This is a genomic window from Vibrio sp. CCB-PB317, from assembly GCF_022808245.1.
In the GTDB taxonomy this organism is placed as follows: Bacteria; Pseudomonadota; Gammaproteobacteria; order Enterobacterales; family Vibrionaceae; genus Vibrio; species Vibrio diabolicus.
Genome location: NZ_JALGNU010000001.1, coordinates 1,062,942 through 1,085,867 on the forward strand (window position 1 = coordinate 1,062,942; position 22,926 = coordinate 1,085,867).

Sequence of the window (22,926 nt, forward strand, 5' to 3'; positions counted from 1 at the left end):
ACAACTTTATTGCTTTTCATACAGAGATGAATAGGCGAAATTTTTACTTTTTCGATTGAATGGAAATGTGGCTTAGTTTGCGTTTACTATTGCGCTCAAAGTAATGAGATAAATCGCCCCATAAGAGAGCCATAATGACGACTCAACTAGTTGAAAAGCGCCTAACGCCTGAATTGATGATCCAAGATCTGGACGCATTTATGGCGAAGATTGAAGAGCTTGCAACCCTGTTAAAACTGGATCTGAGCTTTGCTCAAGCTGACCATATTGCGCTGCGTATTAATGATACTGAAACAGCGAAAGCCGCGCATGAAGCATGGAATCAATACGGTAAGGTGATTTCACAAGCGAAAATAAACGGTCGCCCGATCATCGTTATCGAATTCGACAAAGCGTTGGAAAGCCGTGGCTGGAAGATTGAGTGTCTGGAGCTGCCATACCCTGCGGAAGGCAAAATCTACCCAAATGAAAGCTGGGAACATGTGGAGTTTGTGATTCCGTCTCATGCCGAAACCGCAGATGAGTTTCTTGCTGATTTGAAACACACTTACCCAGCGTTTGGCGCGCGTTTTGATGAGTTAAAAGAGCTGGGTGTGAAGATCAAATTGTCGAGCCCGAAAGGGGAAGGCGAACGCTTGAACAACCCAACCGTGGCGTTTAAGTACCAAGGCATTTGTATCAAGCTGCACCCGCATTCACTTAAGCGTATTGTGGAGTCTGAGCAGGCGTAAAACGCTAGAGTGAAAATTGCTGAGTTGCGAGAGGCAAAAAGGGAGCCGAGGCTCCCTTTCGTAAGCGAATCACTATTTAGCCGGTGACTTGCTTTTTGGGTTGGTAATGGAAAGTTTTTTGCCTTTCAACTCTTCATCTAGAGTTAGTGTGAAAGTCTTTGGAAACGGCATTCGTTTACAATGATCCACTTTGTTCCTGACGATTGTGAGCAGGGCTTCCGTTGAAGAGTTTTGCTCTATTTTTAAGCTAAAGTCATCGTTCTTACTGCAGCCATTAGACTCGGCGATAAATGAAATTTGACTATCGCTAGTTCTGTACGCTTCAACCATGATTGCTTGGTGTTCAGACTCTAGACCTTGCTGCATTTCTGTATTTGCCGAGCAAGCGACTAAGCTGATTGAGCTCAAACCAAGCAGCATTGTTTTGAGTATATATTGCATCTTGTTATCCTTTTTTGCGACGCAGGAAAGGACCTGCAGCTAGCAACATTAATAGGCTAATTGAGAGGCTGCCGCCTGAACTCGATGTTTTTGTTACGCTGCTCTCGCTAGTGTTATCTGAACTAACTGACATCTTGATATTGCGAATATACGCTTGCGCGTTGTAACCACCGCTAAACTCGTAGTTTTTCAGATAAGCAAAAGTAACCGTGTTTGACTTCCGGTAAAGATCGATAGAAAGTTCATTGTACTCAAGAAGCTGGCGAGTGTAGTCATACTCTTGGCCATTGACGTAAACGACAAAAACATCGAAACCATCTGACAAGACTTTAAAGTCCATTGATAGTTTGCCTTTTGGAAGATCGGTTAAATACAAGATGGATGCGCCAGCAGACGTTCCCATGTCTGCTGACTGAAGTACGCCATTTTCAGCGGTCCAAGCGTGTTCATTGGTGTACACGTTTGCGCCAGCTAGCGTAACGGCACTGCTCAATGAGCTGCTTGCTTTATCAATACCACTATATATTAAGGTAGTCGAAAGTTTAGATAGTTTCGGATGATCAGTAGAGACTTCAATCGTTTCAACTGAGTGCGAGTAGCTTGGGTAGTAGCCTACCGTAATTTGACAGCTCTGAGATGGTGCCAGTGTCGCAGTACAGGTATTTTTGGCGAGGCTGATTCCGCTTGTTAGGGTAACGCCCGTGATGTTGATTGGCGTATTCACCTCGTCATTACGAATAGTAAAGGTCTCTTGCTGCGCTTTTCGCTCAACGAAATGAAGATCTCGATACTGAGTGTAGCTGATAGTATTACGATGACTATCTATCCAGCCGTTATGCTGAAAATGAGCGACGTTTGCATAAACACCATAAGCATTTGGTTGAGCACATCCATCCCCCCAACTGACTACGCCTAGTAATTTGTTGATGCCGTTATCATCAACGATGAGCGGACCGCCGCTATCTCCTTGGCAGCTATCTTTACCTCCCCAATAGTATCCGGCGCAAATGCCGTCATCTGATACATTAGAGTAGTTTCCTGGTAGGTTTTGGCAGGTAGCTCGATCTACGTATTCCAAATCTACTTGTTGTAAAACGGTTGGGTATATTCTGTCTGTCGTGGACGTATTTCCCCATCCAGCCACGTGCAACTTATCTCCTACGCGTACACTATCCAAAAGCTCTGGCGTTGCCAGATCGATAGTCGCGCTATCGACATTGCGTTCTAATTCGATAAGAGCGATGTCATTGTTCGTTGTATTACTGTTATATGCAGTATGCGAGTAGATATTGTTAACCGCGATGCGCTGCGCGTGAGACTCGTTGTTTTGATCATAAAGACCAAGAGCGATATCAATATCGTCCGCATTAAGACCTTCCACACAGTGCGCAGCAGTTAATACGTATTTTCCACCAAGGAAACTACCGCCACAGAAGTGACCAATAGATGTTGGCTGTCCTTTACGGACCAGTGAAGCAATAAACTTCCAGTCGGAAGTATTAGCTGGCTCGCCGCCAATAATGCGAGTGGATACATCATTCTGAACAGGCTTAAGAGTATCTGCGATTGTGGTTGCTGGCAAAGTCAGCCCAATCAGAAAAGCCACTAACGTTTTTTTCATTTTAATTCCGTAATATTAACATGGTTTATTATAAGGGGGGCCAAATGATAAACAGAATCATTCTCTCAGTAAATAGTTGTAGTGAAATGAAAAATTATAATATATCGGTTTAATTTTGATGGTTAGAGTCGGGGGGGATATCCCTGAAAAGATGAAACCCGCCAAGTTGGACGGGTTTCATTCTCGTTGTAACTAGTGCGGAGGGATTACAGGATCACTGTTTTATTTCCATAAACAAAGACGTGGTCGTTAATGACTTTATTCAACGCTTTGCTCAACACATTCTTTTCTACATCGCGTCCCGCTTGTGCCATATCTTGGGCATTGAATGTATGGTCGACAGGAATTACGTCTTGCTTGATGATCGGCCCTTCATCTAAATCATTAGTCACGAAGTGTGCCGTTGCACCGATGATTTTCACACCGCGATCGTAAGCTTGTTGATATGGCTTAGCGCCAATAAAAGCAGGTAAGAAGCTGTGATGAATATTAATGATTTTGTGGTGGTATTTCTCAACAAACGTAGGCGTCAATACGCGCATGTATTTAGCTAACACCAAAAAGTCAGCATCGTATTGGTCGATCACTTCTAGCATCTTCTGCTCGTGTTCTTCACGGCTAAGGTTTTCATGGGTCACGTGGTGGTAAGGAATGTCGAAGCGCTCAGTGAGAGTTTGCAGTTTGTCGTAATTCCCCACCACAGCAGCGATCTCAACATCTAGGCTTCCATCGTAGGTTTTCATCAAAATATCGCCTAAACAATGCGCTTCTTTTGTGACGAGAATGACGATGCGCTTACGGCGAGAGCCAACCAATTTACGCTTAGCGCCTTGCGGGAGGGCTTGGTCCAAGTCGGCAAGAAACGTTTGATCGTTGAAGTACCCCTCCAGCTCCGTTCTCATGAAAAAGTGGCCACTGGTATTATCAACAAATTCGTTATTGTGAACGATGTTGAGTTGGTGCTTGTAACAGATGTTAGTGATTTTCGAGATGAGACCCGGGGCGTCAGAACAGTGGGTCAACAGTGTTTTCTTTTCCATAAATCAGGTACTTCCATGCATTAATATTTTAGCGTACGAATTTGTTATTATTCCCAGGCGGGTGTAACTGTACTGCCATGTTTCACCATAAATAATCTATTCTTACGTTGGTTTCAACAAAATATCCGTGCGTCGCCGCAAGCTGGCCAGATTGTGGGCTGATGTCACTCCTATTCCTCTGATATACTCTCGATAATTTTTCAAACTCAATACCAAGCATGATCGCAAAAACTTTTTCCTCTGATGGCGCATTAGGTAAGGCCATTCCGGGCTTTCAAGCTCGTCAGCCACAAATCGATATGGCGGAAGCCGTCAGCAGTGCGATCAAAGATCAAACCCAGTTGGTGGTAGAGGCTGGAACCGGAACCGGTAAGACCTTCGCCTACCTAGTCCCAGCGCTGTTGAGCGGTAAAAAAGTGATCATCAGTACAGGCTCGAAAAACTTGCAAGAGCAGTTGTACCATCGTGACTTACCGCTCATGGTCAATGCGCTTGGTTTTTATGGTCAAGTGGCGTTATTAAAAGGGCGTTCTAACTATCTGTGTTTGGATCGTTTGAGCCGCCAAATGGTCGAAAGCCACACTAATGAATCTGACCCGACGTTATTAACTCAACTGGTTAAAGTGCGTGCTTGGTCATCAGAAACCAAAACAGGTGACCTTGGTGATTGTGATGATCTGCCAGAAGACAGCATGATCATTCCGACCATCACTTCAACCAATGATAACTGTTTAGGTAAAGAGTGTCCGAGCTACACCGATTGCTTTGTATTGAAAGCGCGTAAGCGAGCCATGGATTCCGACATTGTTGTGGTGAACCATCACTTATTTCTTGCTGACTTAGCGATCAAAGAAACAGGATTTGGTGAACTGATCCCAGAAGCCGATGTGTTTATTTTTGATGAAGCTCATCAGTTGCCAGATATTGCGAGCGAATATTTCGGCCAGTCAGTTTCAAGCCGCCAAATTCACGATCTTGCCAAAGACATTGAAATAGCCTACCGCACCGAAGCCAAAGATATGCGTCAATTGCAAAAAGTGGGCGACAAACTCATGCAAAGCGCAATGGACATGCGGATTGTACTGGGTGAGCCAGGCTTTCGTGGCAACTGGCGTGAGGCGTTGCAATCAGGCTCTATTAAGCGAGAATTATTGCGCTTAACTGATAGCCTCGAATTGGCGATTGATGTTCTCAAAATAGCCTTAGGGCGCAGTCAATTACTGGATACCGCCTTTGAACGAGCCAATTTGATCAAAGGCCGCATCGACCGGGTATGTGATGTCGATATTACTGGTTACTCATACTGGTACGATACCTCGCCTCGTCATTTCGCTCTGCACATTACGCCTCTTTCTGTCGCGGACAAGTTCCATGAGCAAATAGAGATTAAACAAGGCGCGTGGATTTTCACGTCAGCAACTCTAGCCGTATCGGGCGACTTCAAGCACTTTATTGAGCGCCTTGGCCTCAAGCCTACAAAGCAATTTTCTCTGCCGTCCCCCTTTGATTATCAAAAACAAGCGCGCCTTTGTGTGCCAAGGTATCTGCCAGAGCCAAACAGTAACGGCTTAGCGGATAAGTTAGTCCGAATGCTTGCTCCGGTGATTGAAGAAAATGATGGTCGCTGCTTCTTTTTATGTACCTCGCACAGCATGATGCGTGAACTAGGTGAGAAGTTCCGAGAAGTACTTGAGCTGCCTGTGTTAATGCAAGGGGAGATGAGTAAGCAGAAAACCTTGGCGGAGTTTATGGAACTGGGTAACGCTTTACTCGTGGCGACAGGCGCTTTCTGGGAAGGGATTGATGTTAGAGGTGATGCGCTGAGCTGTGTTATTATCGACAAATTACCGTTTACCGCCCCTGACGATCCGTTACTCAAAGCCCGTATCGAGGATTGTCGATTACGTGGCGGTGAACCATTTGCTGAAGTACAAATCCCGGATGCAGTGATTACGTTAAAGCAGGGAGTAGGGCGATTAATTCGAGATCAGAAGGATCACGGTGCGTTGATCATTTGTGATAACCGCCTCGTCACGCGAGACTATGGTGGTATTTTCCTCGGAAGCCTACCACCTATCCCAAGGACGCGAGACTTAGATGGAATCAAAGCATTCCTGAAAGCAGAACAATCTGTCACAGACGCAAGTGCTGAGGCATAACCCAATAAATTAGAGTTGTAGAGAGTTAAATGAGCGCAAAAATTCTTGCTATCGATACAGCGACTGAAAACTGTTCAGTTGCGTTGTTGGCTAATGATCAAGTGATTTCACGTAGCGCGGTTGCACCACGCGATCACACCAAAAAAGTACTGCCAATGGTTGATGAAGTACTAAAAGAAGCTGGCCTGACTCTACAAGAGCTAGATGCGTTAGCGTTTGGACGTGGTCCAGGTAGCTTTACTGGCGTTCGTATCGGTATTGGTATCGCACAAGGTTTGGCGTTCGGCGCTGACTTGCCTATGATCGGCGTTTCAACGCTGGCTGCGATGGCTCAAGGTAGCCATCGTTTACATGGTGTGACCAATGTCGCTGTTGCCATTGATGCACGTATGAGTGAAGTTTATTGGGCGCGCTATTCTCGTCAAGACAATGGTGAATGGGTTGGTATTGATGAAGAGTGTGTTATTCCACCAGCACGTCTAACTGAAGAAGCACAGGCAGACGACAAAATGTGGACGACAGCAGGTACTGGTTGGGATGCATACCAAGAAGTATTAGCAGACCTACCATTTAATTTGACGCATGGCGAGGTTCTGTACCCTGATTCACAAGACATCGTGATTCTTGCTGAACAAGAATTTAAAAAGGGTAATACTGTGCCGGTAGAAGATTCTAGCCCAGTTTATCTACGCGATAATGTGACATGGAAAAAACTTCCTGGTCGCGAATAGTCCGTTTTTCATTAACCTGACAAAAAGCAGGGCGTTTGCCCTGTATTTTTATGGAGTGCTATGGCGTCGATTAATGGCTTGCCTCCTTCTTTGATTCCCGGTGCAAATCGCACTAATAAAGTCAGCAAAAAGAAGCAGGTAGATAAATCACAAACAAAGCAGCCTGTAGGTCAGCCTTCAAAGGTTGCTAACGCTGTGGCGCACTCCATAAAACACGTGGATGAGTCCCAAATTCACCGAGCTCAAGTGCAATATGACCTTCCTGAAGGGAGCGCACGTAAAGCAATGGAGCAGTACATGGATGTCATGAATCGAACTAAAAAAGAGGAACTGGCTCAATTACTTGGTGTCGATATTTACGTGTGAGATCTCCCCAGCTTGGGGTTACTAATATTGAAAGGTGGTTTATGAAGGTTTTTGGACGGTTTTTTCTCGCATTATTTGCTACGGTTGGTTTGTCTGCGTGTAGCTCGTTGCCAGAGGAGTTAAATGCCAGCACAGAACAAGTCGTTACTGATTATAAAGCTTTCGCTGAGTCTCAGGGGCAAGTGAGTGAAGATGTTCGTCTTGGTGGAATCATCGCTAAAGTGGATAACTTCAAAGATAAAACCCGTCTAGAAATCGTAAACCTACCAATCAGTAAATCTGGTAAACCGGATATTGATGAAGAGCCAACGGGACGTTTTGTCGCCTATTTTGATGGCTATTTAGAGCCCGTCGCCTTTAGTGAAGGCCGCTTGTTGACGGTTGTAGGTAAAGGCGCCGGAGAAGAAGAAGGAAAGATTGGTGAGCACGAATACGTATTCCCGATCATTAAGGGGCAAGGCTACCGTTTGTGGAAAATTGAAGAACGTGTACGCATGTATGACTCGCCAACCTACTTTTACCCATGTTACTCGATTAACTGCCGCATGTGGCGTAATGATTTCCCACAAGACGGTAAAGTGATAAAACAGGTCAAATAATCTGCGATGCATGAGCGTCAATTCGAGCTTCCTGCCGGCAAAATGGCAGCCCTTGAGATAGGGAACGAGAAAACGGCTGACTTGTCAGTCGTTTTTCTTCATGGGTGGTTAGATAATGCGGGCAGCTTTAAAGCGCTCATGGAGCAGTTGAACCAACTTAATCCTCACTTACACCTCCTCGCCATCGATCATTTTGGTCACGGTTTATCGAGTCATAAATCTCACGATAACTATTACCCCTTTCACGACTATATTGCCGATTTATATCAGTTGTTGGACGAATTATCGCCAAACAGACTGATATTAGTAGGGCATTCACTTGGTGCTTTAATCGCAAGTTGCTATAGTGCTGCGTTTCCAGAGCAGGTCGAAGCTCTTGTGCAAATTGAGGGAGCAGGACCTCTTACTGAAGATCCTACTAACAGTTTGCCTCGTCTTCGCGATGGCGTTTTAAGTCGAATAAGACAGCAAAACAAGCCAGAGCGAGCCATTGCCTCCTTCGATCTGGCGTTAAAATTACGCGTGCAAGCCAACCAATTAACCGCTGAGCAGCTTCTGCCGATAGTCGAGCGAGGAACGGAGCAGCGAGGAGATAAATGGTATTGGCGGCATGACGCCAAGTTAAAATGTGCGTCGCTTTACCGAATGGCGCAAGCGCATGCTAACTCGATTACCAGCCAAATACGTTGTCCTCATTTGATCGTATTAGGCGATCAAGGATTTCAGAATTTACCATCTAACCAAGCTGATTGGGGAGAGAACCCGCCGCAAGTGGTTTCTGTCAAGGGTGGTCATCACTGTCATTTAGAGCAAATACTCGAGGTCGCAACGCGAATTCTTGGTGTAGTTAACAAAATTTAAACAAGTGTTTGAGAGTTGCGTGCTCAAGCACGTTCGCTGTGCTGTAATAGCTTTCAAAATAAAAAGGACGCTATTTTTTAGCCAGTTATAAACGAGGAGTAACATCGTGGATAAACCATGGCTTTCACGTTATCCAAGTGACGTACCTGAAACCATTAATCCAGAGCAATATGAGTCTTTGGTAGAAATGTTTGAGCAGTCTGTACAAAAATATGCAGACCAACCAGCATTCATGAACATGGGCTCGGTTATGACCTTCCGTAAATTGGAAGAGCGTAGTCGCGCATTCGCAGCGTATCTGCAAAACGAGTTAAAACTGCAAAAGGGTGACCGTGTTGCTCTGATGATGCCAAACCTACTGCAATACCCAGTGGCGTTGTTTGGTATTTTGCGTGCAGGTTGTATCGCCGTAAACGTTAACCCACTTTACACTCCTCGTGAACTTGAACACCAATTGAATGACTCAGGTGCGACGACGATTGTGATTGTATCTAACTTTGCGAACACGCTAGAACAAATCGTCGATAAAACACCAGTTAAACACGTGGTGTTAACCAGCCTTGGTCAAATGCTGCCACGAGCGAAAGGTACGATTGTCGATTTTGTTGTGAAGTACGTTAAGGGCATGGTGCCTAAGTACGATTTACCTGGTGCGATCTCAATGCGTCAGGCTCTACGTAAAGGTCGTCGTCTACAATACGTTAAACCGTTTATGTCTGGGGATGACATTGCATTCCTGCAATATACGGGGGGGACGACAGGCGTCGCGAAAGGTGCCATTCTGACTCACCGCAACATGATTGCGAACGTTCTACAGGCAAAAGGCGCGTACGGACCGGTTTTATCTCCGGGGCGCGAGTTAGTCGTGACAGCGTTACCGCTGTATCACGTATTTGCTCTTACCGTAAACTGTTTACTGTTTGTCGAAATGGGGGGCCGTAACCTACTTATTACCAACCCTAGAGATATTCCAGGGTTCGTGAAAGAGCTACAAAAGCATCCGTTTACTGCGATTACGGGCGTGAACACCTTATTTAATGCTTTGATCAACAACGAAGACTTCCACGAGTTGGATTTCAGTAACCTACGTTTAGCCGTTGGCGGCGGCATGGCAGTGCAGCGCTCAGTGGCAGAAAGATGGCAGAAGACCACGGGTTGTTACCTACTAGAAGGTTACGGCCTAACCGAGTGTTCTCCATTGGTTGCGGCATACCCGCATGACCTTGTTGAATACAATGGATCGATTGGTCTGCCTGTGCCATCAACGGAAGTTCGCATTGTGGACGAAGAAGGCAATGCGCTTCCGAATACTGAAACTGGTGAGCTTCAAGTCCGTGGCCCTCAGGTTATGCAAGGCTACTGGCAACGACCTGAAGCAACGAAAGATACGATCAACGAAGACGGTTGGCTATCAACCGGCGACATTGTTAAGTTCGATGACGAAGGCTTCCTGCACATCGTTGACCGTAAGAAAGACATGATCTTGGTATCAGGCTTTAATGTTTACCCGAACGAAATCGAAGACGTTGTAGCGCTACACGGCAAAGTCCTTGAAGTGGCTGCTATTGGTCAACCGCACGAAGTCTCTGGTGAATTAGTGAAGATCTACGTCGTGAAGCGCGACCCGAGCTTGACCAAAGATGAAGTTATTACGCATTGTCGTCAGCACTTAACTGGCTACAAAGTACCTAAGTTGGTTGAGTTCCGTGAAGACCTCCCTAAAACCAATGTCGGTAAGATCTTGCGTCGTGTTCTGCGTGAAGAGAACGACGCTGAACTCGCGAAGAAAAGCGCATAAGCCGATTTCGTCGAGTCGAGAGATTTAAAAAATGATAGAATGCCAGCGTTTTGCTGGCATTTTTTATAGCGAGAAGTATGTGAATTATCAAATTATTACCAAAAACAAAGACCTAGAAGAAGTTTGCATTCACGCCCGAGAGGCAGATGTAGTGATGCTGGATACCGAATTCGTCCGTATTCGCACTTTCTACCCGCAGTTAGGTCTGATTCAGCTTTTCGATGGTAATCGCCTCTCGCTGATTGATCCGACCGAATTAACGGATATGACGCCGTTCGTAGCGCTATTAAAAGATACTTCTGTGCTAAAAGTGCTGCACGCATGTGGTGAAGATTTAGAAGTTTTCCAAAACGCATTTGGTTGCACTCCATTCCCTATGGTAGATACACAGTTGATGGCGGCCTTTCTTGGTCACGGTCTATCAACAGGCTTCGCATCGCTGGTGGAAGAATATTTAGGCGTAGAGCTCGACAAAAGTGAATCACGTACTGACTGGATGGCTCGACCGTTGACGCAAAAGCAATTAGATTATGCTGCTGCAGACGTGCATTACTTATTACCGTTATACGAAAAGCTGTTCGATAAGGTGACGCAAGCAGGTTGGTGGGAAGCCGTACAACAAGAAAGTGATTTGTTGGTTTCAAAACGCATTCGCGTCACTAATGAGGAGAATGCCTACCTTGATATTAAAGGTGCTTGGCAGTTAAAACCTTCTGAACTGGCGATTTTAAAGCCATTGGCGACGTGGCGTTATCGTGAAGCAATCAAACGAGATTTAGCGCTGAACTTTATCTTCAAAGAAGGTGACCTATTAACAGTCGCTCGTCTTGGCTTAACGAACTTTAAGAAGATGGAAGCAGAAGATATTGATATCCGAGCGATTAACCGCCATGGCGCGAAGATTGCCGCGATTGTTAAACAAGCGAAGCAAACACCTTCTGAAGAGTATCCAGCAAAAATTGAACGCTTAATGGATTATCCAGGTTACAAACAAGTCTTCAAAAATATGAAAGACATAGTGAAATCGGCGTCGCAGAAGTCTGGCTTAGCGACGGAGTTCCTTGCTTCTAAAAAGCAGATTAATCAGCTGATCAGTTGGGTGTGGAAAAAAGATCGCGATCCAGAAGTGTTGCCTGACTTGATGCAGGGCTGGCGTTTGGACCTGCTGGGCGATAAGATGAATAAAGCGTTAAAGTAATGAATGATTAAAAGGTTGGCCTCGATGCCAACCTTTTTCGTTCTAATTAGAGTATTCGTCTCGCGAGAGAAACTGATTACTTCTCGTCGTCTGGTAGCTTCACATTGAGCTCAAGAACTGAGATATCGTCGTCTTTGTGCTCAAATGTTAAGTCAACCATATTTGGATCAATTGCCACGTACTTACTGATCACTTTCAGGATGTCTTCTTTCAATTGAGGCAAGTAAGAAGGCGCAGGATCATTTTGGCTGCGGCGCTCAGCAACAATGATTTGCAAACGCTCTTTAGCTAGATTCGCAGAAGTTTTCTTCTGTGGGCGGAAAAATTCTAATAATGACATGTCTAGCCTCCAAAGAGTCGTTTAAAGAGTCCTTTCTTCTCCTCAGTAAGGAAACGAAATTCAACCTGATTGCCTAATAAGCGATCAACGGTGTCAGAATAAGCCATGCCCGCATCGGTGTTATCGTCAAAAGTAACCGGTACACCTTTGTTTGACGCGTTAAGCACGGCTTGGCTTTCTGGAATCACGCCCAGTAGTGGAATATGTAAGATCTCCTCTACGTCCTCAACGCTTAGCATTTCGCCTTGAGTGACGCGAGATGGGTTGTAGCGAGTCAGTAGCAGGTGCTGTTTTACTGGCTCTAGCCCTTGTTCTGCGCGCAGGGACTTAGAATCTAAAATACCTAGAATGCGGTCAGAGTCACGCACAGAAGAGACTTCTGGATTCGTTGTGACAATGGCTTCATCGGCGTAGTACAAGGCCATCAATGCGCCTTGTTCGATACCTGCTGGTGAATCACAAATAATGAAATCAAAGCCCATTTCATCAAGTTCGCCGAATACGCGCTGAACACCATCTTTTGTCAGTGCGTCTTTATCACGAGTTTGAGAAGCAGGAAGAATGAATAGGTTGTCCGTGCGCTTATCTTTGATCAGCGCTTGGTTTAATGTCGCTTCGCCGTTAATGACGTTTACAAAGTCATACACGACACGGCGCTCACAGCCCATGATTAGGTCGAGGTTACGCAAACCGATATCAAAATCGATCACCGCGGTCTTTTTTCCCTTCAGAGCTAGACCAGAGGCGATGGCTGCGCTTGAAGTGGTTTTACCAACGCCACCTTTACCAGACGTTACTACAATAATGCGTGCCATTTTTTTTCCTTTTTAGATTAAATCGCGAGAACTTCTAAATGCAATGATTCATCGGCTTTACTGATCATTACTTTCTTTTGCCAGTACTCGCTTTCAATTTGATCGCTTAACCAGTAGTCACCCGCAATGGATACCAGTTCTGCTTGTATATCGTGGCAAATAATACGCGCTTCCTGCTGACCACTTGCGCCTGCAATCGCACGGCCTCGAAGTGTGCCATGGATATGAATAGAGCCGTCAGCGATGACTTCAGCACCAGCACTTACGTGCGCTAACACCACCAAATCACCATCTTTCGCGTAGATCTGTTGTCCTGATCGAACAGGCGTGCGAACTACTTTCGTTGGTGCCATTTTGGCTGGCGCCTGGCTTGGTGATTTGCTTGCCGACATAATGGCGAATCCAGCTTCGGAAGCAAGATTTTGTACACGCTTGTCTTTACAGCCCGTTACACCGACCGGAATAAAACCAGCATCTGAGATGCCTTGTTTAAGCTTAGGGAAATCAATGTCGCCTTGTACTTTTGCTATATTGATTACCAAAGGCGCGGATGCAAAAAAAGAAGGTGCTTGAGAAACTTTTTCTTGCAAAAATTCGACAGTCTTTGCGATCTCATTGTCAGAAAGGTGTAAAACTGACAATGTAAAACTGCTACCTTTAAGGTCTGGTGAATGGGTCATCGTGGACTTCTTGCCTTTATTGAAAGAGCGTTGCCTTAAACTAGGTCTGTCATGTTATATTTCATCCTTTGACGCAGCAAGTTCTCTCGTGGGCAAATAGGTGAATTAATCTCAAATTTGCTATTAAGTTTGCGAGAATTTGACGTTTTCAACCTAATCCGCACTCAACGCGGCTAAATCAGCATAAAAGGCGTGTCATGCTTTGTTCTATTTATAAAAGCTCGAAAAAAGAAGGTACTTATCTCTATATTCCGAAAAAGGATGATTTTTCACAGGTTCCTGACACCTTAATGCAGATGTTCGGTAAGCCTATCGCTGTTATGACGATTAAACTTGATGGCCGTAAATTGGCACAAGTTGATATCGAAAAAGTGAAGGCTTCATTGCAAAATGATGGCTTCTTTTTGCAGGTTCCGCCTCCGCCGGAGAACCTACTAGAAAAGTACAAAGAACAAAAAGCCCAGCAGAAAGGCGAATAACGTCATCGTTTTTCATCTGGGATTTCTGCCTTGCTCAAGGAGGGCAATATGAAAAAAATACTGGCTACCATGCTTAGCGTTGGTGTGTGTACCTCGGCTTTTGCAAGTAGCGAGGGTTTCGATGAATACTTGAATAAGCTGCGTGCTGAAGCGCGTGATAAAGGTATCTCAGAGCAGGTCATTAGTGCTGCTTTTGCGAATGTTGAGTACAAGCCTCGAGCCGTAAAAGCGGACCGAAACCAACCAGAGAAGAAACTGACGTTGGATGAATACATTCCTCGCGCGGTGCCCGAATGGAAGGTGAAGCAAGCCAGACAGCTCTATAAAGAGCATTACACCGAGCTAAAGCGCATAGGCGATGAGTACGGTGTGCAGCCTCGCTTTATCGTGGCGCTGTGGGGTGTAGAAAGTAACTTTGGTAAATTTACGGGTAACTTCAAAGTGATTGACGCGCTATCGACAATGGCATTTGAAGGTCGTCGTGAAGAGTTTTTCCGTAAAGAGACCATGTCGGCATTGCAGATCCTCGATCAAGGCCATATTGAACTGGAAAACTTTAAGGGTTCATGGGCTGGTGCGATGGGGCAATGTCAGTTTATGCCAAGCTCTTTTCTTCGTTTTGCCGCTGACGGCAACGGGGATGGTAAAAAAGACATTTGGCAATCTGAAGCCGACGTGTTTGCATCAACGGCTAACTATTTGAGCAAGTCCGGCTGGGATGACAAATACACTTGGGGTCGCCAAGTGAAAGTTCCTAAAGGCATTGATCGCAGCTTAGAAGGGCGCACAGCTGAAAAAGGTAAATACCTTCAGGAGTGGAGCAAACTTGGTATCACAAAATACGATGGTAGTCCGTTGCCAAAATTGGATGAAGACATCAAAGCATGGTTGATCATGCCGGACGACGAAAATGGTCGTACGTATCTGGTTTACAATAACTACAACGTACTGATGAAGTGGAACCGCTCTTACTACTTCGCACTCGCCGTGAGTCACTTGGCTGACCGAATTAAATACTGAGCGGTTATCAAATAATCACTTGGCATCCAGTATTCAATATGAGGGCTCTTCGGAGTCCTTTGTTTTTCCTATAATCAAATCGAGGTAAAGCGTGTTATCTGAACGTGCTGCACAAATGGTGATCTTCTCCGCTCTTCTTAAACATAAAAGTTTCACTGCTGCTGCAAAGAGCTTAGGCGTGTCGGTGTCTCATGTGAGTAAGCAGTTGAGCCAGCTGGAAGCGTCTCTTGGTATCAAGCTTGTTCAACGCACTACGCGAAGCTTTACGCCGACTGAAGCAGGAAAAACCTTTTTTCATCACTGTGAGCAAGTGGTACAAGCGGTGAGCAGCGCCACATTAGAGATGGAAACCCAGCGGGATGAAGTGGCAGGTTTGGTACGTCTTGGATTGTCGCAATCATTTGGTACCTTACACATTATCCCAGCGATTCAAGAGTTACGCGAACTGTATCCTCAACTTCAAGTGGAAGTACATCTGTTTGACTATAAGGTCGATATGTTAGCCGAAGGGCTCGATTTATGGGTAACCAACAACGAGCATTTGCCTGAAGGCTACATTGCGCAGCGTTTGACGGATTGCCAGTTTGTTGTAGCGGCATCACCAGATTACTTATTGAAACATGATACGCCAACAGAGCCGGATGATTTGTCTTCTCATAACTGTCTTATATACAGAAGCTGGGAGCGTGACTATACGGGGTGGGCATTTACCAAAGATCAGCAAGAATTGAACGTAAAAGTCTCGGGTAACTATTCAGTGGATCTGGCAGAAGCCGTTCGGGATGCCGCTATTGCAGGTTGGGGCATTGCCTACCTTGCCACTTACTTACTGGGTGATGAGTTTAGAACGGGTAAGTTAATACAGTTGTTACCGGACTGGAAAGCAAGCCAGTCGATGCCGTTTTATGCGGTGTATCCAAGCCGCCAACATATGCCCAAAAAAATATCCGCAGTGATTAACTTCATCAAACAGAAGATCGGTAACCCGTGTCATTGGGATCAACGTCTAGCGCCTTACATCTCTATTCCTAAGTAACAGGATCAATGACGTTATTGAATGGCACATAAGGTGATTCACTTCACAAAAATTTTTCCAGAACTAGAAACATCTTTTCCATATGGAAACAATAAAAATAAGCAAACGTTTATATTTATATAATTCAATGCCTTATAATTAAGGTCAATTATTGGGCGCTGAAACTTTTCACACTGTTAACATCCTCAACTTGCAGCATTTTGAGTCCGCTATACAATCCGGTGCCTTCCATATCCCCCTTCTGTCGGATTCATTTTATGAACTCAATTATTGGTATCGTAGCCATACTATTCGTAGCATGGCTACTTTCTACAAATAGAAAAAATATAAAGCTGAGAACAGTGTCGTTTGCGTTTGCTTTGCAGGTACTGTTTGCGTTGTTGGTTTTATATGTACCAGCAGGACGAGATGCGCTGAATTCAGTGAGCAGCGTTGTGTCGAATTTGATCAACTATGGTCAAGAGGGCATTGCGTTTTTATTCGGTAATTTGGCGACAGGGGGCTTCACCTTTGCGATCAATGTTCTGGGTATCATCGTTTTCTTCTCCTCTCTTATCTCCGGTCTTTATCACATTGGTGTGATGCCAAAAATCATCAACTTTATCGGTGGCGGTATTCAAAAGCTGCTGGGTATCGGTCGCGCGGAGTCTTTGTCTGCAACGGCGAATATTTTTGTTGGCACCATTGAAGCGCCATTGATGGTAAAGCCATACCTAAAGCACATGACCGACTCGCAGTTCTTTGCGGTGATGACAGGTGGTTTGGCTTCTGTTGCTGGTGGAACGTTGGTCGGTTACGCGTCACTGGGCGTTGACCTTAACTACCTGATCGCTGCCGCATTTATGTCGGCACCTGCGGGCTTGTTAATGGCAAAAATCTTAATGCCAGAAGATACGGATAAAGCAGCAGATATCGACATTAGCCAAGTTGAAATTCCACGTGCAACCAACGTAGTAGAAGCATTAGCCGATGGTGCAATGGCGGGTGTACGCATTGCTGTATCGGTAGGTGGTACGCTATTGGCGTTCATCAGTGTCATTGCAATGTTAAACGGCATGCTAGGTTGGATTGGTGACCTTGTTGGGACGCCACTAAGCTTCGAGCTGATCCTAGGTTATGTATTCGCACCTGTCGCTTGGTTATTAGGTGTGCCATGGCAAGAAGCAACCACAGCAGGCTCGCTGATTGGTAATAAGATTGTGGTGAATGAGTTCGTTGCTTTCATCCAGCTTGCTGAAGTGAAGTCTCAACTCAGTGAACACTCACAAGCAATCGTGACGTTTGCTTTGTGTGGTTTTGCAAACATCTCAAGCATGGCGATGCTGATTGGTGGGTTGGGCTCATTGGTACCTGAAAAGCGTGCATTTGTTTCTAAACATGGTTTCCGTGCGATTATCGCTGGTGTGATGGCGAACTTAATGAGCGCTTCAATTGCGGGCGTGATTTTAAGTCTGTGACTGAAAGAGATACCTAAAATTAGCAAAAAGGCTCCTTGCGGAGCCTTTTTCGTATCTGAAGTTTACGTTATTTGTCTGTGTGGAACTGCTCGCAAGCGAGCATCGTGTTCTCAATTAAGCTTGCGACGGTCATTGGGCCAACACCACCAGGGACAGGAGTAATAAAGCTCGCACTTTCACGTGCTTTATCGTATTCCACGTCGCCAACTAGCTTGCCTGAATCAAGACGGTTAATGCCGACATCGATAACCACTGCACCTTTCTTAATCCACTCTCCAGGGATGAAGTTTGGCTTACCAACCGCAACCACGACAACGTCAGCTTGACGCACATGACTCTCTAGGTCTTTGGTAAAACGGTGACATGTTGTTGTCGTGCAGCCCGCAAGCAGCAGCTCAAGTGTCATAGGACGACCAACAATGTTTGATGCACCGACCACAACAGCATGTTTGCCACGAAGCTCTATGTTGTAACGGTCTAGTAGGGTAATGATGCCCTTTGGCGTGCAAGAGCGAAGCTTTGGAATACGTTGCGCAAGACGACCAACGTTATAAGGGTGGAAGCCATCCACGTCTTTCTCTGGGTGAATGCGCTCTAAAACATGTGTTGTGTCGATGCCCGCAGGAAGGGGTAATTGCACTAGAATGCCGTCAATTTCATCATCGTTGTTTAATTCATCAATCAGCGCTAGTAACTCTTCTTCTGAGCTAGACGCAGGAAGGTCAAAAGACTTAGAAACAAACCCAACTTCTTCACATGCGCGGCGTTTGCTACCGACATAAACCTGAGAAGCAGGATCTTCACCAACTAGAACCACTGCTAAACCAGGAGCACGTAGCCCAGCTTCAACGCGCGCTTTAACACGTGCAGCCACTTCGGAGCGAACAGTTTGGGAAATGAGAGTTCCGTCTATATTTTGAGCAGTCATGACTTTCCTTATAAATTAAGAAGGCAAATTATCTGCGGCGCATTGTCGCAGAATTTCTTATTAACATCCATACGCAAACGTTTGCTTTGTGGTGTTTTTGAACATTAAGCGTTTTGATGGACTTTTTTTAGGCATTCAGATCAGAATGTTATGAAAACCCGTTGATTTACCCGTTTGAACTCGTATAATCCTGTCCCTGTAGCGCGCCCTTAGCTCAGCTGGATAGAGCACGTCCCTTCTAAGGATGTGGTCATTGGTTCGAATCCAATAGGGCGTGCCATTTATTCAAAAGCCCCGATAACTCTTTGAGTTGTCGGGGCTTTGTCGATCTTGTCTCAAATGTATTAACTTAGCTCTGTTACATGAGCTTTATTTTGATGCTTAAACTCATGAAAAAAATAATTTTGACTGCATTGATTGTTGGTCTTTTAAGTGGGTGTGTCACACGCAAAGTTCGTGTTTTACCCCAAGCTATAAATATTACCCCAATTACTGATATTGCAATTAAAAACCTTAATTGCAGAATGGTTGACTCTTACACGATCGAGGATGTTCATCCAAACAATGTAGATCGTATACTTAAGAATCAAACTTACGCATCTGGTGGAAACCGATACCATATCGCAACTGTTCTAGATACTAGCCGTGGACGCCCATCTAGTGTTGTTGCGGAGCTTTATGACTGCCAGGTTGCCAAAATCAGTTTAGAAGCTGAGAAAGTTAAATTACTACCTGGTGCAAATGAAGTTCAACCCATCTCGTTTGCAGAAGTCGAAAACAATGAGTGCAAAGTGATTGGAAACAAAGTTGTATCAGAAAGCCAGAAAGGCTCTCTTTTTGATGAGTTGTCTAACCAAGTCTACATGGCGGGTGGTAATCGATATCATGTGACTAATATTATTGAGTCTGAAGGACAAACTCCAACATCTGTTTCTGCTGATATCTATCGTTGCAAGCACCGTTCAGTTGCCTTCAACTAACAAAAAAGCGCTGGTTAACCAGCGCTTTTGCATTTACTAAGGGCATTACATCTTTTTAAAGATGATGGAGGTGTTGATGCCGCCAAAGGCGAAGTTGTTACTCATCAAATATTTCACGTCCAGTTCTCGGCCTTGTCCGGCGATGTAGTCTAAATCGCCACATTGCTCGTCGAGGTTTTCTAGGTTGAGTGTTGGGTTGAACCAACCCGTGTGCATCATTTCTAAACCTAGCCACGCTTCAATTGCGCCACACGCGCCTAGTGTGTGGCCAAAGTAGCTCTTGAGTGAACTGATTGGCACTTTGCCCAGAGCATTCGCTGTTGCGTTGCTTTCTGCAATATCACCGCGGTCGGTGGCAGTGCCGTGAGCAGATACATAGTCGATCTTCTCCGCAGGAATGCCCGCGTTTTGCAAAGCCATTTCCATACAGATTTGCATGGTTTCCATCTGTGGTTGAGTGACGTGTGCGGCATCACAGTTGCTGGCAAAACCGATGATTTCTGCATAGATTTTCGCGCCACGAGCGACGGCGTGTTCGTACTCTTCCAGAACCAGCGTTCCCGCACCTTCACCAATCACCAAACCATCGCGATCGGAGTCATAAGGTCTTGGTGTGCTTTTCGGGTCTTCATTCTTCAGACTGGTGGCAAAAAGGGTATCGAAGACAGCGGATTCCGTTGGGCACAATTCTTCAGCGCCACCAGCAACCATGACCGTTTGGTAGCCGTGTTTGATCGCTTCGTAGGCGTAGCCGATTGCTTGGCTGCCAGAGGTACATGCACTGCTGGTTGGGATCACTCGTCCTTTCAAACCGAAAAATAGACCAACGTTCACTGCCGTGGTATGCGGCATCATCTGCACGTAAGTCGTTGCGGTGATCGCTTTGGTGGTTTTCTCATTCAGCATGACACCAAATGCACCGATTGCGTCAGTACTGCCTGTTGATGAGCCGTATGCGATACCCGTTTGGCCATTGGTGAGTACGTCGTTACCAATCAAACCTGCTTGGCTCAGTGCGTTTTCTGTTGCGACGGTCGCCAATTTAGAAACACGCCCCATGCCGCGTACTTGCTTGCGCTTGTAGTGCTTTGGCAGTTCAAAATCTAAAATTGGTGCCGCGAGCTTGGTGTTCAAACCATCATACTGTTCGTAAGAAGGCATGTATTGCGTCGCGTTCTGGCAGTCACGCAGTTTCGGCTCGACAGATTGCCAATCGTTACCAAACGCAGTCACGCCCGACATTCCGGTTACAACGACTCGACGGTTCATACTAGGCCTCCGTTTACTGAAATGACTTGGCGAGTTACATAGCCTGCGATGTCAGACATAAGGTAACTGACTAAACCAGCGACTTCTTCTGGTTCTCCCATGCGGCGCAAAGGAATTTGCGGCATCGCGTGTTCTTTTACGTGTTCGTCTACCATGCCTGTGTCGATAAGTCCCGGTGCAACGCAGTTGACGGTAATTTTGCGTTTTGCCAGTTCAAGAGCGAGTGATTTTGTTGCACCAATTACGCCCGCTTTTGCTGCGCTGTAGTTAGTTTGACCACGATTACCCATTAGGCCAGAGACTGATGCAAGCGTAACAATTCGACCACCTTTGCGCTTTTGCACCATAGGCATAACACAAGGGTGAAGAACGTTGTAGAAGCTATCTAGGTTGGTATGGATCACGCCATCCCATTCTTCTTCGGTCATCGCAGGGAAAGCGGTATCTTTTGTGATGCCAGCGTTGTTCACGACGCCATAGTAAGCGCCGTGTGCGGCGATATCGGCCTCTAGTTTCTCTCGGCAATCTGCGCGGTCACTGATGTCGAATTGGATAAGACGACCGCTACCACCATGCTGTTCGATGGTGTTTAGGGTGTCTTGCGCGCCTTGTTGATCGCCCATGTAATGGACAATGACTTGGAAACCATCTTTGGCTAATTGAACGGCAATGGCTTTACCGATGCCTTTGCTGGCACCTGTAACGAGGACTTGTCGGGTCATTGTTGACTCCTGATTTTCATTTCTTGTAATTTTTCTTCTGATGGAACGTAAACGTTCAATTGGCAAGTCGCTACAACAGTTCCTTGTAGCTCAATACGGGCTGAAAAAACCGCCATACCGTTATCTTCCATAACTTTTTCAGCATACACATCGAGCACCTGTCCGCGAGAAAACGCATCGCATTCAGACGTGTATCGACGGCTACCAAGCAAAAAGCCAATCGGTGGCGCTTGTTCTTTCATTAATGCGTGGTAACCAGACCACGCCGCGACAGATTGCGCCATAAACTCAATGCCAACGTAAGCTGGCACAGTTTGAGAGGCTGAGTCGAAGAACGGGTTGTGTTCTACGATATCAACCTGGCAGTGAATCGTATCTTGTTGAACATCCAAAGCACGATCAACCAAGATCATTGGTTTGTCGTGTGGCAAAAGTTGTTCGATGGGAGGAAGTTTAGTCATGAGCGTAACCAAAAATAAGACTAATATTATTGCCACCAAAAGCAAAAGAGTTGCTGAGAATCGCTTTGTTACCCAGTTTGGTTGGCGTCTCAACTAACGATATATGGATATCGTCTGCCTTGGTTTCGCAGTGTTGTATTGGCAAATCAAGGTTGTACTTGAGAATATGCCAAGCGATCGCGGCTTCCGTTGCACTTGCTGCGCCTAATGTGTGTCCGGTGAGTGGCTTTGTCGAGCTTACGGGAACGGAGTCTCCAAAGCAGCGATGAATGGCTTTGCTTTCCATCGCATCGTTTAACGGCGTTGCTGTGCCATGCGCGTTGATGTAACCAATGTCTTGCGCTGTAAGTCCTGCATTGGCCAACGCTTTTTTCATCGCTTCTTCTGCGCCTAACCCTTCTGGATGTGGTGCGGAAATATGGTGTGCGTCTGAGCTGTCGCCAGCTCCGAGAAGAGCAACGGGCGCAGGTGTTTTGCTTAGCAACATTAATGCTGCGGCTTCGCCGATATTGATGCCGTTGCGATGTTGGTCAAACGGCTTACAAAGGGTATCGGATAGAGCTTCTAAACCGTTAAAGCCGTTTAGAGTTAGGCGACAAATGGTATCCACACCACCTACAATGACCGCATCAACAATGCCAGAGCGAATCAGGCGCTGCGCGGTTAAAAAGACACGACCACTAGAAGAGCAAGCGGTGGAAACTGAGTAATGTGGGCCGCTCAAATCAAAGTAGGTGGCAATAAAATCGCTGCAGTTGCCAAGTTCTTGTTTGGTGTAATGGTAGTCGGCAGGAAACTCACCATTTGCCAGCTTTTCGCCAAATGCGATTTCGCCATCTGAAATGCCAGATGTGCTGGTGCCGATCACGACTGCGATACGGTCACGACCATATTTAGCAATGGCTTCATGCACGTCGCTTTCGATTTGCTGCAAAGCCGACAGTGCGAGGCGGTTGTTTCTCGTATCAAACTGGCTGAGTGCGGTCGGTAATTGCGGTAACGTCTGTGCAATTCGACCGATTACTGTTTGGCGGCCTGAATTTAAAATATCTTGGTCAACCACCATGTTGGATGGCTTCGCTCCCGATAAACACTGGTGGATGAGCGCGTCATCTTGCCCCATGGCAGAGTGAAAGCCACTGGCCTGAATATACAAAGGTTGAGAAGAGCGAATAGGCATATTGTTATTCTAAA

General features: G+C 45.8%; 24 protein-coding genes and 1 tRNA gene. 14 read left to right on the forward strand and 11 right to left on the reverse strand.

The features are described 5' to 3' along the window. Nucleotides 1-134 precede the first annotated feature (134 nt). Nucleotides 135-731 (forward strand): VOC family protein, encoded by a 597-nt coding sequence (locus MTR11_RS04995; protein ID WP_243327079.1) that lies wholly within the window; start codon nucleotides 135-137, stop codon nucleotides 729-731. A gap of 72 nt (nucleotides 732-803) precedes the next feature. Here MTR11_RS04995 and MTR11_RS05000 read toward each other — a convergent pair whose 3' ends face one another. The 3 genes from MTR11_RS05000 to purU form a co-directional block, all read right to left on the reverse strand. Then, nucleotides 804-1,172 carry a hypothetical protein gene (locus tag MTR11_RS05000; protein WP_243327080.1) on the reverse strand — a complete coding sequence of 123 codons (369 nt, stop codon included), beginning with the start codon at nucleotides 1,170-1,172 and terminating at the stop codon, nucleotides 804-806. A 4-nt stretch (nucleotides 1,173-1,176) separates the two neighbouring features. After that, nucleotides 1,177-2,793: a serine protease gene (locus MTR11_RS05005; protein WP_243327081.1), complete on the reverse strand. Its 1,617-nt coding sequence runs from the start codon at nucleotides 2,791-2,793 to the stop codon at nucleotides 1,177-1,179. 206 nt (nucleotides 2,794-2,999) lie between these two features. Next, entirely contained in the window at nucleotides 3,000-3,833 is an 834-nt protein-coding gene (gene purU, locus MTR11_RS05010) for a formyltetrahydrofolate deformylase (RefSeq protein WP_005382206.1), read from the reverse strand. A gap of 218 nt (nucleotides 3,834-4,051) precedes the next feature. Between purU and MTR11_RS05015 the strand changes: the two genes are divergently transcribed. The 7 genes from MTR11_RS05015 to rnd all read left to right on the forward strand — a co-directional run bounded on the left by MTR11_RS05015 (nucleotide 4,052) and on the right by rnd (nucleotide 11,545). Next, the gene (locus MTR11_RS05015) at nucleotides 4,052-5,992 is read left to right on the forward strand and encodes an ATP-dependent DNA helicase (protein WP_243327082.1); all 1,941 of its coding nucleotides are present in this window, start codon (nucleotides 4,052-4,054) and stop codon (nucleotides 5,990-5,992) included. 29 nt (nucleotides 5,993-6,021) lie between these two features. Next, complete coding sequence (tsaB, locus tag MTR11_RS05020) at nucleotides 6,022-6,723, forward strand: tRNA (adenosine(37)-N6)-threonylcarbamoyltransferase complex dimerization subunit type 1 TsaB (protein ID WP_005396049.1); 702 nt, start codon at nucleotides 6,022-6,024, stop codon at nucleotides 6,721-6,723. 60 nt (nucleotides 6,724-6,783) lie between these two features. After that, nucleotides 6,784-7,089 (forward strand): hypothetical protein, encoded by a 306-nt coding sequence (locus MTR11_RS05025; protein WP_005396047.1) that lies wholly within the window; start codon nucleotides 6,784-6,786, stop codon nucleotides 7,087-7,089. 41 nt (nucleotides 7,090-7,130) lie between these two features. Then, on the forward strand, nucleotides 7,131-7,688 hold the full coding sequence (locus MTR11_RS05030; protein ID WP_048626136.1) for a Slp family lipoprotein: 558 nt from the start codon (nucleotides 7,131-7,133) through the stop codon (nucleotides 7,686-7,688). 6 nt (nucleotides 7,689-7,694) lie between these two features. Further along, a complete protein-coding gene (locus tag MTR11_RS05035) occupies nucleotides 7,695-8,549 on the forward strand; it encodes an alpha/beta fold hydrolase (RefSeq protein WP_006743344.1) in 855 nt (284 codons plus the stop codon). 106 nt (nucleotides 8,550-8,655) lie between these two features. Further along, nucleotides 8,656-10,347, forward strand: coding sequence for a long-chain-fatty-acid--CoA ligase FadD (gene fadD / locus MTR11_RS05040; RefSeq protein WP_006743343.1), 1,692 nt, complete (start codon nucleotides 8,656-8,658; stop codon nucleotides 10,345-10,347). Nucleotides 10,348-10,426: 79 nt separating this feature from the next. Continuing rightward, on the forward strand, nucleotides 10,427-11,545 hold the full coding sequence (rnd, locus tag MTR11_RS05045; RefSeq protein ID WP_082244853.1) for a ribonuclease D: 1,119 nt from the start codon (nucleotides 10,427-10,429) through the stop codon (nucleotides 11,543-11,545). A gap of 76 nt (nucleotides 11,546-11,621) precedes the next feature. On the opposite strand, the gene minE is transcribed toward rnd, so the two are convergent. The 3 genes from minE to minC are packed head-to-tail and all read right to left on the reverse strand — an operon-like array spanning nucleotide 11,622 to nucleotide 13,380. After that, a complete protein-coding gene (gene minE / locus MTR11_RS05050; RefSeq protein ID WP_005396037.1) occupies nucleotides 11,622-11,885 on the reverse strand; it encodes a cell division topological specificity factor MinE in 264 nt (87 codons plus the stop codon). 2 nt (nucleotides 11,886-11,887) lie between these two features. Beyond that, entirely contained in the window at nucleotides 11,888-12,700 is an 813-nt protein-coding gene (gene minD, locus MTR11_RS05055; protein WP_005388331.1) for a septum site-determining protein MinD, read from the reverse strand. 17 nt (nucleotides 12,701-12,717) lie between these two features. After that, complete coding sequence (gene minC / locus MTR11_RS05060) at nucleotides 12,718-13,380, reverse strand: septum site-determining protein MinC (RefSeq protein WP_243327083.1); 663 nt, start codon at nucleotides 13,378-13,380, stop codon at nucleotides 12,718-12,720. A 197-nt stretch (nucleotides 13,381-13,577) separates the two neighbouring features. Between minC and MTR11_RS05065 the strand changes: the two genes are divergently transcribed. The 4 genes from MTR11_RS05065 to MTR11_RS05080 all read left to right on the forward strand — a co-directional run bounded on the left by MTR11_RS05065 (nucleotide 13,578) and on the right by MTR11_RS05080 (nucleotide 17,372). Continuing rightward, complete coding sequence (locus MTR11_RS05065; RefSeq protein WP_005382303.1) at nucleotides 13,578-13,859, forward strand: YcgL domain-containing protein; 282 nt, start codon at nucleotides 13,578-13,580, stop codon at nucleotides 13,857-13,859. Nucleotides 13,860-13,907: 48 nt separating this feature from the next. Beyond that, a complete protein-coding gene (locus MTR11_RS05070) occupies nucleotides 13,908-14,879 on the forward strand; it encodes a lytic transglycosylase domain-containing protein (protein WP_047009509.1) in 972 nt (323 codons plus the stop codon). 91 nt (nucleotides 14,880-14,970) lie between these two features. After that, nucleotides 14,971-15,915 carry a LysR family transcriptional regulator gene (locus MTR11_RS05075; protein ID WP_005396032.1) on the forward strand — a complete coding sequence of 315 codons (945 nt, stop codon included), beginning with the start codon at nucleotides 14,971-14,973 and terminating at the stop codon, nucleotides 15,913-15,915. Nucleotides 15,916-16,172: 257 nt separating this feature from the next. Then, nucleotides 16,173-17,372: a NupC/NupG family nucleoside CNT transporter gene (locus MTR11_RS05080; protein WP_031780514.1), complete on the forward strand. Its 1,200-nt coding sequence runs from the start codon at nucleotides 16,173-16,175 to the stop codon at nucleotides 17,370-17,372. A gap of 67 nt (nucleotides 17,373-17,439) precedes the next feature. On the opposite strand, the gene folD is transcribed toward MTR11_RS05080, so the two are convergent. Then, entirely contained in the window at nucleotides 17,440-18,300 is an 861-nt protein-coding gene (gene folD / locus MTR11_RS05085; RefSeq protein ID WP_005396027.1) for a bifunctional methylenetetrahydrofolate dehydrogenase/methenyltetrahydrofolate cyclohydrolase FolD, read from the reverse strand. A gap of 203 nt (nucleotides 18,301-18,503) precedes the next feature. Between folD and MTR11_RS05090 the strand changes: the two genes are divergently transcribed. Both MTR11_RS05090 and MTR11_RS05095 read left to right on the forward strand, forming a co-directional pair. Beyond that, nucleotides 18,504-18,580 (forward strand) — tRNA-Arg (locus MTR11_RS05090). A 109-nt stretch (nucleotides 18,581-18,689) separates the two neighbouring features. Then, nucleotides 18,690-19,280, forward strand: coding sequence for a DUF1471 domain-containing protein (locus MTR11_RS05095; RefSeq protein WP_243327084.1), 591 nt, complete (start codon nucleotides 18,690-18,692; stop codon nucleotides 19,278-19,280). Nucleotides 19,281-19,325: 45 nt separating this feature from the next. On the opposite strand, the gene MTR11_RS05100 is transcribed toward MTR11_RS05095, so the two are convergent. The 4 genes from MTR11_RS05100 to MTR11_RS05115 are packed head-to-tail and all read right to left on the reverse strand — an operon-like array spanning nucleotide 19,326 to nucleotide 22,912. Beyond that, nucleotides 19,326-20,549 carry a beta-ketoacyl-ACP synthase gene (locus MTR11_RS05100; protein WP_021452981.1) on the reverse strand — a complete coding sequence of 408 codons (1,224 nt, stop codon included), beginning with the start codon at nucleotides 20,547-20,549 and terminating at the stop codon, nucleotides 19,326-19,328. Beyond that, complete coding sequence (gene fabG / locus MTR11_RS05105; protein WP_167426793.1) at nucleotides 20,546-21,271, reverse strand: 3-oxoacyl-ACP reductase FabG; 726 nt, start codon at nucleotides 21,269-21,271, stop codon at nucleotides 20,546-20,548. The genes MTR11_RS05100 and fabG overlap by 4 nt, the downstream gene beginning before the upstream one ends. Next, nucleotides 21,268-21,732, reverse strand: a complete 465-nt coding sequence (locus tag MTR11_RS05110; protein WP_047009504.1) for a hotdog family protein — start codon at nucleotides 21,730-21,732, stop codon at nucleotides 21,268-21,270. The genes fabG and MTR11_RS05110 overlap by 4 nt, the downstream gene beginning before the upstream one ends. After that, nucleotides 21,725-22,912, reverse strand: coding sequence for a beta-ketoacyl-[acyl-carrier-protein] synthase family protein (locus MTR11_RS05115; protein ID WP_243327085.1), 1,188 nt, complete (start codon nucleotides 22,910-22,912; stop codon nucleotides 21,725-21,727). Before MTR11_RS05115 ends, MTR11_RS05110 begins: the two co-directional genes overlap by 8 nt. Between the last annotated feature and the right edge of the window lie 14 nt (nucleotides 22,913-22,926).